General features: G+C 54.7%; 11 protein-coding genes and 1 pseudogene. 5 read left to right on the forward strand and 7 right to left on the reverse strand.

Annotation, left to right across the window (positions count from 1 at the left end; all coding sequences use genetic code 11):
* Positions 1–122: 122 nt before the first annotated feature.
* Entirely contained in the window at positions 123–2,531 is a 2,409-nt protein-coding gene (locus ADICEAN_RS10405) for an endonuclease MutS2 (protein ID WP_009195547.1), read from the reverse strand.
* 3 nt (positions 2,532–2,534) lie between these two features.
* Positions 2,535–3,020 carry a DUF4296 domain-containing protein gene (locus ADICEAN_RS10410; protein WP_009195548.1) on the reverse strand — a complete coding sequence of 162 codons (486 nt, stop codon included), beginning with the start codon at positions 3,018–3,020 and terminating at the stop codon, positions 2,535–2,537.
* Between the two features lie 49 nt (positions 3,021–3,069).
* Here ADICEAN_RS10410 and ADICEAN_RS10415 point away from each other — a divergent pair, with 49 nt between their 5' ends.
* From ADICEAN_RS10415 to ADICEAN_RS10425, 3 genes are read left to right on the forward strand one after another with little or no spacing between them, the layout of a single operon-like run.
* Complete coding sequence (locus ADICEAN_RS10415; RefSeq protein ID WP_009195549.1) at positions 3,070–3,948, forward strand: DUF58 domain-containing protein; 879 nt, start codon at positions 3,070–3,072, stop codon at positions 3,946–3,948.
* A complete protein-coding gene (locus tag ADICEAN_RS10420; protein WP_009195550.1) occupies positions 3,941–4,849 on the forward strand; it encodes a hypothetical protein in 909 nt (302 codons plus the stop codon). Before ADICEAN_RS10415 ends, ADICEAN_RS10420 begins: the two co-directional genes overlap by 8 nt.
* Positions 4,842–5,894 carry a vWA domain-containing protein gene (locus ADICEAN_RS10425; RefSeq protein ID WP_009195551.1) on the forward strand — a complete coding sequence of 351 codons (1,053 nt, stop codon included), beginning with the start codon at positions 4,842–4,844 and terminating at the stop codon, positions 5,892–5,894. Before ADICEAN_RS10420 ends, ADICEAN_RS10425 begins: the two co-directional genes overlap by 8 nt.
* A 117-nt stretch (positions 5,895–6,011) precedes the next feature.
* Here ADICEAN_RS10425 and ADICEAN_RS10430 read toward each other — a convergent pair whose 3' ends face one another.
* Together ADICEAN_RS10430 and ADICEAN_RS10435 are read right to left on the reverse strand one after the other, a co-directional pair.
* Positions 6,012–6,638, reverse strand: coding sequence for a LysE family translocator (locus tag ADICEAN_RS10430; protein WP_009195552.1), 627 nt, complete (start codon positions 6,636–6,638; stop codon positions 6,012–6,014).
* 12 nt (positions 6,639–6,650) lie between these two features.
* The gene (locus tag ADICEAN_RS10435; protein ID WP_040396682.1) at positions 6,651–8,198 is read right to left on the reverse strand and encodes a GH3 family domain-containing protein; all 1,548 of its coding nucleotides are present in this window, start codon (positions 8,196–8,198) and stop codon (positions 6,651–6,653) included.
* A 132-nt stretch (positions 8,199–8,330) separates the two neighbouring features.
* Here ADICEAN_RS10435 and ADICEAN_RS10440 point away from each other — a divergent pair, with 132 nt between their 5' ends.
* Complete coding sequence (locus ADICEAN_RS10440) at positions 8,331–8,996, forward strand: YggS family pyridoxal phosphate-dependent enzyme (protein WP_009195554.1); 666 nt, start codon at positions 8,331–8,333, stop codon at positions 8,994–8,996.
* A 151-nt stretch (positions 8,997–9,147) separates the two neighbouring features.
* Entirely contained in the window at positions 9,148–9,585 is a 438-nt protein-coding gene (locus ADICEAN_RS10445) for a DUF423 domain-containing protein (protein WP_009195555.1), read from the forward strand.
* On the opposite strand, the gene ADICEAN_RS10450 is transcribed toward ADICEAN_RS10445, so the two are convergent.
* The 3 genes and pseudogenes from ADICEAN_RS10450 to ADICEAN_RS10460 form a co-directional block, all read right to left on the reverse strand.
* Positions 9,579–9,992 carry a DUF1573 domain-containing protein gene (locus tag ADICEAN_RS10450; RefSeq protein ID WP_009195556.1) on the reverse strand — a complete coding sequence of 138 codons (414 nt, stop codon included), beginning with the start codon at positions 9,990–9,992 and terminating at the stop codon, positions 9,579–9,581. The genes ADICEAN_RS10445 and ADICEAN_RS10450 overlap by 7 nt on opposite strands.
* 114 nt (positions 9,993–10,106) lie before the next feature.
* Positions 10,107–11,510, reverse strand: a pseudogene (locus tag ADICEAN_RS10455) (ATP-dependent DNA helicase).
* Between the two features lie 135 nt (positions 11,511–11,645).
* Positions 11,646–12,101, reverse strand: coding sequence for a PaaI family thioesterase (locus ADICEAN_RS10460; RefSeq protein WP_009195559.1), 456 nt, complete (start codon positions 12,099–12,101; stop codon positions 11,646–11,648).
* Between the last annotated feature and the right edge of the window lie 29 nt (positions 12,102–12,130).

A 12,130-nucleotide genomic window follows, 5' to 3' on the forward strand; every position in this document is an offset into this window, starting at 1 on the left:
CTCCCCGCACGGCGGCCGCGCTGGTCGAGATGACAGCCTACCTTAATAAAAAAGGCCTCAAGATTCATTCTGGGGCCTTTTTTATTAATTGTCCCGCTAAAAATTCGGGATGACTCATGTTTTTATTGCAGGTACACCAGGGTTACCCCTGGGCCGCCCCGTTCTACATGTTCATCTTCAAAGCCGGTCACAAAAGAGAAGCCCTTCAGGTGATTGCGGATCATTTGCCGTAAAATGCCATCGCCTTTGCCGTGGATAATGCGCAGCTCAGGCGTACCCAGCATGGCGGCACTGTCCAGCATGGAATCTACCCGGGCAATGGCCTCATCGGTGCGCAGGCCCCGCACATCCAGGTTGCTGCTGAAATTGGCCATGCGTTCGTTGATATCGATGCCCCGCATGGGAGCTGTAGTTGTGGTGGCAGCCATTTCCTTCTTGTAGGCCTTGCGGCTTATTTTTTCCAGCCGGTCCAGCTTAACCGTAGAGGTAAGCGCCCCCATGCTGATCTGCACATCCTTGCCCCGGATGGCCACTACCTCCCCTACCGAACCCTGATCCTTAATACGCACCGCATCCCCGGCCTGTATAGGCCCCTGCTCTACGGGCAGCCGTTCGTTGGCCGGCACAGCTGCCTGCCGTTCGGCGGGGGTAAAGCGCACCTCCCGGCGCACCTCTTCAAGCTGCTGGCGGCTGGCCCTGGTACTTTCTTTTTCGGCCTTATTCTCCCGAATATCCCGAATGGTGGCCTCTATTCGTTTGTTGGCATCGTCCAGCAGTTTGCGGGCTTCCAGCTTGGCTTCCCGTATATACTCGTTGCGCTTGTTGTCCAGAAACTCCCGCAGCTCGGTATATTCGGCCATGCTCTGGCGCAGCTGTTTTTCTTTTTTCTCCAGCAGGCGGTTCTGGTCCTGGTAGTGTTTTTTCTCTTCTTCCAGCTGCACCAGCAGCTTGTCCAGCTCTACCTGCTCGCTGCCAGCAAGTTCCTTGGCTTTCTCCAGCACAGGGGTTGGCAGGCCTATTTTACGGGCAATCTCCAGGGCAAAGGAGCTGCCCGGCCGGCCAATGTCCAGCTGGTACATGGGCTCCAGCTGCCGCACATCAAAGCGCATGGCGCCGTTAATGAGACCCTTGCTGCGATCGGCCATTTGCTTGAGGTTGCCATAATGGGTATTGATCACCCCATAGCCTCCCTGCCGCAAGAGATCTTCCAGTATAGCCTCTGCAATGGCACCCCCCAGGCGGGGTTCTGTACCGGTACCAAACTCATCGATCAGAAAGAGGGTGCGCTTGTCTACAGCCCGCAGAAAAAAGCGCATGTTGGTCAGGTGCGAGCTGTAGGTACTCAGGTCGTTCTCCAGCGACTGCTCATCCCCAATATCGATAAAGATATTGCGAAAAATACCCACCGTAGAACCTTCGGCCATGGGTACCGGCAGGCCGCACTGCAGCATATACTGCAGCAGGCCCAGCGTTTTAAGGGCTACGGACTTGCCCCCAGCGTTGGGGCCGGAGATAATGAGAATGCGGTTTTCGGCCGTAAGGCTGATGTTCAGGGGTACTACGGGTTTGTTCTGGGCCCGGTGCGAGAGCAGCAGCAGGGGGTGTACGGCTTGTTCCCAGGCCACCAGCGGGCGGGCCTGCAGCTCGGGCGCAATGGCGCCCAGCTGGCGGCCCAGCATCGCTTTGGCCCGGATAAAATCGATCATGGCCAGAAAACCAGCCGCCTTGCGCAACGCCCCCACATGCGGACGTATGGAGGAGGTTACCTGGCTAAGTATGCGAATGATCTCCCGTTTTTCTTCCAGCTCCAGCTCCCGCACGGTATTGTTGATCTCCAGCACCTCGGCAGGTTCCAGAAACACGGTCTGGCCAGTAGCCGATTCATCCTGCACAAAGCCCCTGATGCGCCGCTTGTGCTCGGCCGGAATGGGAATTACCAGGCGGCCGTTGCGGATGGTGAGCGAGGCGCCCTCTTCGGCATAGCCGGCGCTTACGGCCGAGCGCAGTATGGAATCCAGCGTACGGCGGGCCCGGCTAAGCTCGGCATTCATGCTGCGGCGGATGCGCTGTAGCTCGGGGCTGGCATTATCTTTGAGCCGGCCGCTATCATCCAGCACCTGCTCGATCTCCAGCAGCAGCCGCGGGTCCAGCCAGATATTAAGGCCCAGCTCGGTCAGCAGGGGGTATTCTTCTTCCCTGCCCTTGAAAAAGCGCAGGCAGGCCAGGATAGTCTGCAGGCTCAGGCGAAAGCTGTGCAGTTCCTCTTCCTGCAGGTAGGCCCCCTCCAGCCGGGCTTTGTCCAGCTGTTTATCAATGGGCAGGTAATTGGAGGAGGGAAATGCCTCGCCACTGGCCAGAATACGGCCAAACTCCTGGGTTTGTCCGAGCAGGCGCTGCAGCAGGGGGGCATCGTCGCTAAAGCGGATCTTATCAACAAAGGATGTACCCATGCTGCTGAGACAATGCTGCTTCAGAAGCTGGCGTATGTGATCAAACCCTATTTTTTGCTCCAGATTTTCCGGATAGAGCATAGTTTACTGATTGTCCTTCTGTTTACGTAAAACAGGTGCGGTAGTGATTGGTTTTTGGGGCTTTCGTACGCGCTGCGGCAGAGAATCGGAGGGAATAAGGGCTGTGCCGGCCTGGCTGGCGGTAGCAGGGGGTTCGGCCACAGGCTCAGGCATACGCTCCAGCTTTTGCTGGCGCTGCAGCAGGGTATCCAGCACGGCATCCTGCACCCGGGTCATGAGCCGGTGATTCTCCAGATAATACTGGTAGCTTTGTACATATTTATCCTGGGCTACGTTGTGTTTGTCCAGGATCTGCAGCTCATAGAGGTTGTATAGCTGATGGGCCGAATCGGTGGTAACGCGCAGATTCTTGACCTTGGCTTCTGCTATATGCAGCTCTACAAGAAGTGATACCATTTTACGTTCAGACAGTACCCCCTTGGGCGGACCCAGAGTTTTATCACAACTGAAACAGCACAGGGCCAGCAAACACAAAAAAAGCCTATTCATAGGGCGAAAATTACGGAAACTATCCTAATTTTAAAATCCATGCATGTGAATGGAAGAACTGCTTAAAAAACTCCGCAAGTATGAAATTCGTATCCGCAAAGCCATAAACTGGCAGATGCAGGGCGATTTTCACTCTATTTTTAAAGGGTCTGGCCTTGAATTTGATGATGTACGCTCCTACCAGTACGGAGACGATGTGCGCATTATTGACTGGAAAGTGTCGGCCAAGGGGCATGGCACCTTTGTAAAGGTGTTTCGGGAAGAGCGGGAGCAGCTGGTCTATTTTCTGGTAGATGTGAGCGCCTCGCAGGAGCTGGGGGGCACCGACCGGCCCAAGATTGAAGTAGCCAAAGAAATTTGCGGGGTGCTGGCCCTATCGGCCGTTAAAGAGGCCGGGCAGGTAGGCCTCATCGCCTATTCCGATCAGAATGAGCTCTACATCAAACCCGCCAAGGGCCTGCGGCATGCCTATGAGCTCATCACCCGCCTGTTTCCGCTGGTGCCTAAATCGGCCAAAACCAACCTCTCGGCTGCCCTGCTGTTTACCCTGCGCCTGCTGCGCCGCCGCTCGGTGGTGATTGTGCTCTCCGACTTTATCGATACCGGCTGGGAACATAACCTGAAGGCCCTGGCCCGCAAGCATGATCTGGTGGCGCTGCAGCTGGGCGACCGCCGGGAGCGCCGCATTCCCCGCCTGGGCCTTATTCCTCTGCTGGACAAGGAGAGCGGCAAAACCATCTGGGTGAATACCTCCCGCGGAGGCTTTACCCGAAAAATTGAGGCCCAGTACAACAGCAATGCCGACAACCTGCGCCAGCTCTGCGCTAAACTGGGCGCCGACTACCTCTACATTGATACGGCCGAGGATTTTGTGCCGCAGCTGATCTCCCTGTTTAAAAAGCGAAATAAAGTAAAGAAACGTGCGTAATACGCCTCTGAAGCTACTTCTTCTCCTGCTGATACTGCTGCAGGGACTGGGCGCCGGCGCACAACAGCTGGAGCCCGAGGCCTACTTTGTGCAGGATAGCCTGCGGGTAGGCGAGCCGGTACAGTACTCGCTGAGCATCCGCTACCCCAGGCAGTTTACAGTACTGTTTCCGGACAGCACCTTTGCCCTTCCCCCCTTTGAGCTGCTGCAGCGCACCTACTACCCTACCCGCTCGGATTCGCTTTATAGTTTCGATAGCGTGGTGTATACCCTTACGGCCTTTTATCCCGACTCGCTACTTGGGCTGCAGCTGCCCATTTACATGGTGCAGGGCCGGGATAGCATACCCCTCTGGGCCAAGGGGGATAGTATTTATGTAGCCTCCATACTGCCGCCCCGGATAAATGCCGATAGCCTGCAGTTTGTCAGCACCACCGAGTATACCGAGGTGGAGTACCCCTTTAATTATCCGTATGTGATCCTGGGGCTAATTGGCTTGTCGGTGTTTGTATTTGCCGGCATAGCGGTCTTTGGCAAGAGCGTACGGCGCAAATTCAAGCTCTGGCTGCTGCGCAGGCGCTATAGCAGTTTTGAGGAAGAATATTCCACTACCTTTTCTCGTTACCTGGCGGGCGATCCGGCCGTGCGGCCCGATGAGCTGCTGCTGATCTGGAAAAGTTATCTGGAAGAATTGGAAAAGAAACCCTATACCAAGCTCACCTCGCAGGAGATTGCCGATAGCAATACCAACCCCCCGCTCTGGCTCCAGATCCTTCGTCCCATCGACCGCAGTATATATGGCTATCAGGGGGGTGATGATCTGCCCACCAGCCTGCAGGAGCTGCGCAGCCTGGCCCAGCAGAAGTACGAAAAACGAAAACTGGAGGTGCTCCATGCTTGAGTCCGGCAGCGATAAACTGGCCTGGCTATCGGCCCACTGGTTCTTTCCCGAGACCCTTACCGGTTTTCAGTGGGAATATCCCCTTTTGCTTTACCTTATTCTGCTGATTCCCCTGGTGTTTTTGCTGCGCTTTCTGGCGGCCTGGCGCAGGCGCCAGCGGCTGGAGATTGCCCTGTTTAGTGCCGATGCGGCCTGGGACCCCATAAGCCTGCTGCGCTTTTTGCCCCAGACCCTCTTGTTTCTGGCCCTGGTGCTCCTGTGCATTGCCCTGGCGCGTCCTCAGCGTACCAATGAGCGGCTGGAGCAGTGGTCGGAAGGGATTGATATCATGCTGGTGATCGATATCTCGGAAAGCATGAACCTGGAAGACCTGCAGCCAAACCGGCTGGAGGCCGCCAAAGCCACTGCCCTGCAGTTTGTGAGCGGCCGTTTTCAGGACCGCATTGGCCTGGTGGTGTTCAGCGGCGAGGCTTTCTCGCTTTCTCCCCTGACCACCGACTACAACCTGCTCTACGATTATATACAGGACATCAGCTATGGCATGGTGCAAACCGATGGTACCGCCATTGGCAGTGCGCTGGCCGTTGCCACCAACCGCATGCGGGAGACCAGCTCCAAAAGCAAGGTGATCATCCTGCTCAGCGATGGCGAAAACAATGCCGGCAACATAGACCCCCTCATGGCCGCCCGCCTGGCCTATGCGCATGGCATCAAAATGCATACCATCGCCATTGGCAAAGATGGCCGCATCTTTTATGGCTACGACCCTACAGGCGCTCCCAACTACCATGAAAATACGCTGGATGAAACTACCCTTCGGGAAATTGCCCGCATAGGCGAAGGGGAGTTCTTTCGGGTAACGGATACACAGGCCCTGCAAACGGTGTTTTCTCAGATCGACCAGATGGAAAAAAGTGAGATCAAAGAAACCCGCTATACGGATACGCTGGATTTTTACGACATCTACCTAAGCTGGGGCATGCTCCTTTTCCTGGGCTGGATCTTTCTGAAAGGCACCTTTATCAGTAACATCCTGCGGGATTAAAGGGAATATCAGGTACTGAGTATTGAGTAGCTGGTTCCTTGGAGCCTGCCCCAAGCTGGGCATACCCCTTGTTCTTTGTTTTGGGTCTACTTTCTACAGTCCATCACCTCCCCCCTTTTACAGGGAGAATGCCTCATAGGCAAAATAAAAAAGCTTGATGCTAAAGGCGATGAGGGCTACGCCAACCAGCCAGTTCATGCGCAGCATAAACTTGGGCGAGAGCCACTGCCGCAGCTGGTTGGCTGTATAGGCTTTCAGGAAATCAGTGAGTAGTACGGTAAGAAGCACGCCCGAAAAAAAGACTACTTTCTGATCAAGGGCGTAAGTAGCCTTTAGGGAAGCAATGCCAAACCAGAACAGGAACACAAAGGGGTTGATGCCATTCAGCAGAAAGCCTTTGATGAGCTGGCGTAGGTGATTATCTGCTCCGGCCTCACCCGGCTGCAGCTGCGGGGGAGCTACCCGCTTCAGCAGGTTGATCAGGCCGAAGACCAGCATGATCAGCCCGCCCACCACCCCCAGCCAGGCCTGAAAAGAGGGGCTGGAGGCCAGCAGCACCACCCCAAAGGAGGCAACCACTACATAGGCCGCATCGCTCAGGGCAATACCCACAGCCATGCTGGCGCCTGAGCGAAAGCCTCGCTCAATACTGGTCTGGATAAGGGCAAAAAACACCGGCCCGATCATGAGCGTCAGCAGCAGGCCAAACAAAATTCCGTCTGCAAATGCAGTAAGCGCAACCATGTACCCCCTGTACTAGCGGTTTTCCTGTTCCAGAAAAGCGGTAAGCTCCTGGTACTGCTGCCCCTTGATTACCCGCGGAAACTTGTTTTGCCCCCCTTCCTTCCCCTTCATTTTCAGGAAGCGGTAAAAGAAACTGGCCGGCACCACATCTACCTGCACCTCCTTAAGGGCATGCAGGCGTTCGGTGGCATAGTCGTCGTTGAGTTCCTTAAGGCGAGCATCCAGCCGCTCCCGCACCTGGGCGGCATCGGCAGGGCCATTGGTGCCAATGATCCAGTGGTGGGCAAACAGGCTGCCATGGGGTATACCGGCTACGGTAAATTCCGGTATGTCAATATTAAGCTCTTCGGCTACCAGGTTTATGGCCTTGTTCATATTGTCTACCGACAGGTGCTCACCGCACAGGCTCAGAAAATGCTTGGTGCGCCCGGTGATCACAATTTCTGATTCTTCTTTGGACACAATGCGGATCACATCACCAATCAGGTAACGATAGGCGCCGGCACAAGTGGTGAGCAGCAGGGCATACTCCTTGCCTTCTTCCACCCCATCGATCATGCAGGTTTGCGGATGCTCCACCAGCTGCCCATCAGGGCCAAAGTTGGTATCGTTAAAGGGCACAAACTCCATGAAAATGCCATTGTCAAGCACCAGCCGCATGCTTTTGCGATCGGGCAGCGCCTGGTAGGCAATAAAGCCCTCAGAGGCCAGGTAGGTCTCCATATACACCAGCGGGCGGGCCAGCAGCTTTTCAAAGCCCTTCTTATAGGGCTCAAAAGCCACGCCGCCATGGCAGAAGATAGACAGGTTGGGCCACACATCATGGATGGTCTTTACCCCATAATGGGCAATGATCTTTTCCAGCAGAATCTGTAGCCAGGCCGGCACCCCCACGATCACCCCCACATCCCAGTCTTTGGCCTGGCGGGTAATTTCATTGAGCTTCTGCTCCCAGTTACGCTCTTTGGCAATTTTGGGCCCTGGTTTGTAGAACGACTGGAACCAGAGCGGCAGCTGGCTGGCCGTAATGCCGCTGAGGTCGCCCTCATAGTAGATGCCCGTATTGTTGAGCATGGTGCTGCCCCCCAGCATAAGCACTTTTTTGGTAAAGAGCTCGCTGGGCAGGTTATCATAGTGGGCCAGGGAGAGGATCTGCCGCACACTGGTACGGCGGATGGCCTTGAGCATATCGTTGGTAACGGGGATGTACTTGGAGGACGCCTCCGAAGTGCCCGAGCTCAGGGCAAAGTACTTTACCTGTCCGGGCCAGCACACATCCTTTTCGCCGGAGCGGGTGCGGTGCCAGTAGGCATTATAGAGCCGGTTGTAGTCGTAAACGGGTACCTGCTTTTGAAATTCCTGGTACAGAATGCGGTAGTCCTCATCGCCAGCGTTAAGGATGTCGGCAAATTTCTTGTCTTTGCCAATGGAGGTATCCTGTGCTTTGGTAAGCAGTTTTTCCAGTTCATGGGCCTGAAGCATGGCCGGAGAGGCCTTACCACCCGCTATTTTTTTCCTGAGCTGTATACTTTTTTTGAGGAGACTACCTAAAATTGCCATAGAATAAGGTTTTGCGGTTTGAGCCGGAACACAGGCCATCACTCAACTTCTCAAACCGAATGGGTAACAAATACACCTGAATTCTTTTACTTTACCACGCTGATGCTGAATTACGGATAAAGTTAGGAATACATGCATATAAAGGAAAACATACAAAGGTTTAAAAATATCCTGAACGATGAAAGTGTTCGCCTGATTGCTGTAAGCAAGACACACCCACCCGAGCTGGTCTTAAAGGCCTATGAAGAGGGGGTAAAGGATTTTGGCGAGAACAAGGTGCAGGAGATGGTTGAAAAGTTTGAGGCCCTGCCCAAGGATATCCGCTGGCACATGATCGGCCACCTGCAGCGCAACAAGGTGAAGTACATAGCGTCTTTTGTGCACATGATCCATTCGGTAGAAAGCGAGCGCCTGCTGCAGGAGATCGAAAAGCAGGGCCAAAAGGCCGGCAGGGTGATCGACTGTCTGCTACAGGTGCACATTGCCCGGGAAGAAAGCAAGTTTGGTCTGTCAGAAGCGGAGCTTCTGGAGCTGCTGCAGGGTCCCACCCTGGCCAGCATGCGCTATGTACGCATTTGCGGCCTTATGGGCATGGCCACCAATACTGACAACGGGGATGTTATCCGTCAGGAGTTTCGCCAGCTGAAGGCGCTTTTTGAGCACATTAAGACCCTGCCTCCTCAGCCAAATGTAGAGATGGAGCAGCTGAGCATGGGCATGAGCAGCGATTATACCATTGCGCTTGAAGAAGGCAGCACCATAGTACGGGTAGGCAGTGCCATTTTCGGGCAGCGCTAGCGTACTCTTATAATGGACGTAGGACTTTGGACAATAGACTATAGACAATGGACGTAGGCAATAGGCCGTTACCTGGTGCAGAAGGCCATTAGGCAGCCACGCCCCTCATACCTCATACCTCATACCTCATACCCCTTCCCCCTATCCCCTTATGCATAAACTTTTCATCCAATCCGGCGCCCTCTTAGCGGGCCTTGCCGTTGCCATTGGGGCATTTGGCGCCCATGGCCTGCGTAGCCTGCTGCAACAATACGGGCGCACGGCCAATTTTGAAACGGCCGCCCAGTACCAGATGTACCATGCCCTGGCCCTGCTCTTAACGGGTATTTTGCTGATCCATTTTCCGGCCCGGCAGCTGGTATGGGCAGGCTGGAGCTTTATGGTGGGCATCCTGTTCTTTTCGGGCTCGCTCTACATCCTGAGCCTTACCAATGTGAGCAAATGGGGCGCCGTAACCCCCATTGGCGGGCTGGCATTTCTGGTCGGCTGGGTGCTGCTGCTGATCGGCATCTCCAAACAGGCAGTAATAAAAAAAAGGCCTGCCGATTGCTCAGCAGGCCTTTTTTTAGGTCGTGGGTGTGCTTACTGAAGATCAGCATTCTGCTTGGGCAAAATGTTGCCCACCAGGGCTACACGCTCCTGGGCGTTGGTAGCATTTGATACTATGGTGATCACCTTGTTTTGCTTGCCCATTTTACCGGCGCTGTTAAAGGTGATTTTGATTTGTGCGGTTTTGCCGGGCGCTACCGGATCTTTGGGCCACTCGGGTGCGGTACAGCCGCAGGTGGTCAGTACATTGGACAGGATCAGGGGGGCAGTGCCTGTGTTTTTAAAGGTAAAGATGTGCTCTACCTTATCTCCCTGCTGGATATCGCCAAAGTTGTACTCAGTTTCCTGAAAGGTGATCTGCGGGCCTTTTTCGGTGGCGGCTTTCTCTTGCGCAACTGCTGCAAATGCAAAGAGCAGCATCAGGCAGCTTAGGATTAGTTTTTTCATATGTGTTTAGATTGAAAATTAATACGCTCGGTCAGTACCGGCTTTCATACCCCTTGGTGAAAGCAAGAAACAGGCCAGGATGCTATTTGGCAGCCTTTTGTCATACAACAAATATCAACAAAAAAAATTCTTATTAAAATTAATCAGGTACAACTCTTTTGTAGCCCGGGTGATTCCGGTATAGAGCCAGCGCACCCATTCCAGCCCTATCTTATCGTCGGTCATGTAGCCCTGGTCCACAAATACGGCCTCCCACTGCCCCCCCTTGTGCCTTGTGACAGGTTAAGGCATAGGCAAATTTTACCTGCAGGGCATTCAGGTAAGGGTCCTGGCGCATGGCCTCCTTCAGCTCCTTGCCCTGCAGATCGGCATAGTCTTCCCGCACGGCCTGGTAAAGGCGCTTACTATCTTCCGGGCTAAGGGCGGGATGCGGGGCATGCAGGCTTTCCAGCACCAGCATGGCCTCAAAGGAGGCGCTTTCGTCATAATCGGGCAGGCGCAGCATTACCCGGGCAAACCGAAAACCATGCATCTCTTCCAGGGTAATGATCTTGGTGACCTCGGCAAAATCACCATTGGCCAGAAAGCCTGCCGGCGAGTCGTCGGGCAGCCAGGTATAGTTGTTCTTGGCGATCATGATCAGGTCGCCGGCATCCAGCTCGTTTTCGGTAAAGTGAATGGCCCTGCGGATGTAGGCATTGTACTGCACGGCGGCCTTGTTGGAGCGGCAGATGATAATACTGTTCTCCTCGCCAAATTTGTTATAGGCTAGCGCAGGCCATCTTCCAGTCGTTCGGAGGTCATGCGGAAGGTATCGTCAAAGCTGGTGGTGTGCAGAAGTACCTCGGGGGTGTCCTTTGCCAGTTCCTGCCGCAGGTTGGTGGCATTGTAGAGAATGCCGCTGGCCTTTTCCTGCCGTACCACCTCGGTCAGCTGTACCTCTTCCACACTCAGCCGGTGGTTTTGGCGCAGGTAGCCCACATCCAGCGCCGGACTGGCCGCCTGGTGTACGGGAGGCAGCTGGGCGTCATCGCCAATGAGCAGCAACTTATTGCCCGGCTGGGAAAACACAAAGGTAAGCAGGTCTTTGAGCAGGCCATAGCTGCCGCCTGAGGGGGTATCAGAGAGCATAGAGGCCTCATCGATGATAAAGACGGTATCTTTGTGGTAGTTCTTCTGCAGGGAAGACTCCCGGTACTCGCTCCCCTCCTCGCTGCTCTGGTGCCGGTAAATGATCTTGTGGATGGTAAAGGCCTGCCGTTTGGCGTAGCCCGACATCACCTTGGCGGCCCGCCCGGTGGGCGCCATCAGCATATACCGGTAGCCAAAGCGGGGCAGCACCTGCACCAGGGCACTCACCGCGGTGGTCTTACCCGTACCGGCATACCCCCGCAGCAGAAAAGTGGAACGCTCCTCCTGCTGCTCCAGCAAAAAGCGGTTCAGCTTCTCAAACAGCCGCAGCTGTCCTTCCGTAGGCCGGTGCTGAAATCGCTGAAGCAGGAGGTCGGAAGGGCGCATGGGGGTATTGGAAGTTAGAAGTTAGACGATGGACAATGGACGATGGATAATTGATTATTGAGATGAGCGGAAGGAGCTGGCGGAGGGCTAACGTTTAGGACAGAACGTGAGGGAAGCTGGCCATTACTCTTTTCCTTAAAAATCTCCCGGAAACACGGTGGCCATGGAGGTAGTGGCTTTGGCAATGAGGCGCCGCTGGGGCTCCTGGCCGGCTTCTTCTACAACATCCCATACCTCGGCTTCGCAAAAATTGATCTTGCGGCCCTGTTTGATCACCCAGCCGATGGCATGCAGCTTGTGGCCTACGGCCGGCAAAAAGTAGGAGACTTTCAGCTCGGCGGTAACCACATGATGATCTTCGGGCACCAGCGTATAGGCGGCAAAACCAGCAGTAATATCGGCCAGCGTGGCAATTAACCCGCCATGGGCAAAACCTTTTTGTTGTTTATGCTTTTCTTCCAGGGTAAGCCAGCCCTCGGTGCGGCCTTCGGCAATATGCTGCAGGTCAAACCCGATCAGGTGCATAAAATGCTGCCGTTCCAGAAAGGTGCGGACTCTTTTTTCGAACTGAGGGTTGCGGCTTTGGATCATTCGCTCTTTTTTGCACAAATATACACAGC

The sequence above is a fragment of the Cesiribacter andamanensis AMV16 genome, from assembly GCF_000348925.1.
Classification (GTDB): Bacteria; Bacteroidota; Bacteroidia; order Cytophagales; family Cyclobacteriaceae; genus Cesiribacter; species Cesiribacter andamanensis.

Bases quoted from the DNA above. Each gene is read 5' to 3' on its own strand.
- ADICEAN_RS10425 (WP_009195551.1), top strand. From the start codon at position 4,842: ATGCTTGAGTCCGGCAGCGATAAACTGGCCTGGCTATCGGCCCACTGG.
- ADICEAN_RS10440 (WP_009195554.1), top strand. From the start codon at position 8,331: ATGCATATAAAGGAAAACATACAAAGGTTTAAAAATATCCTGAACGAT.
- ADICEAN_RS10415 (WP_009195549.1), top strand. From the start codon at position 3,070: ATGGAAGAACTGCTTAAAAAACTCCGCAAGTATGAAATTCGTATCCGC.
- ADICEAN_RS10430 (WP_009195552.1), bottom strand. From the start codon at position 6,638: ATGGTTGCGCTTACTGCATTTGCAGACGGAATTTTGTTTGGCCTGCTG.
- ADICEAN_RS10445 (WP_009195555.1), top strand. From the start codon at position 9,148: ATGCATAAACTTTTCATCCAATCCGGCGCCCTCTTAGCGGGCCTTGCC.
- ADICEAN_RS10450 (WP_009195556.1), bottom strand. From the start codon at position 9,992: ATGAAAAAACTAATCCTAAGCTGCCTGATGCTGCTCTTTGCATTTGCA.
- ADICEAN_RS10410 (WP_009195548.1), bottom strand. From the start codon at position 3,020: ATGAATAGGCTTTTTTTGTGTTTGCTGGCCCTGTGCTGTTTCAGTTGT.
- ADICEAN_RS10405 (WP_009195547.1), bottom strand. From the start codon at position 2,531: ATGCTCTATCCGGAAAATCTGGAGCAAAAAATAGGGTTTGATCACATA.
- ADICEAN_RS10435 (WP_040396682.1), bottom strand. From the start codon at position 8,198: ATGGCAATTTTAGGTAGTCTCCTCAAAAAAAGTATACAGCTCAGGAAA.
- ADICEAN_RS10460 (WP_009195559.1), bottom strand. From the start codon at position 12,101: ATGATCCAAAGCCGCAACCCTCAGTTCGAAAAAAGAGTCCGCACCTTT.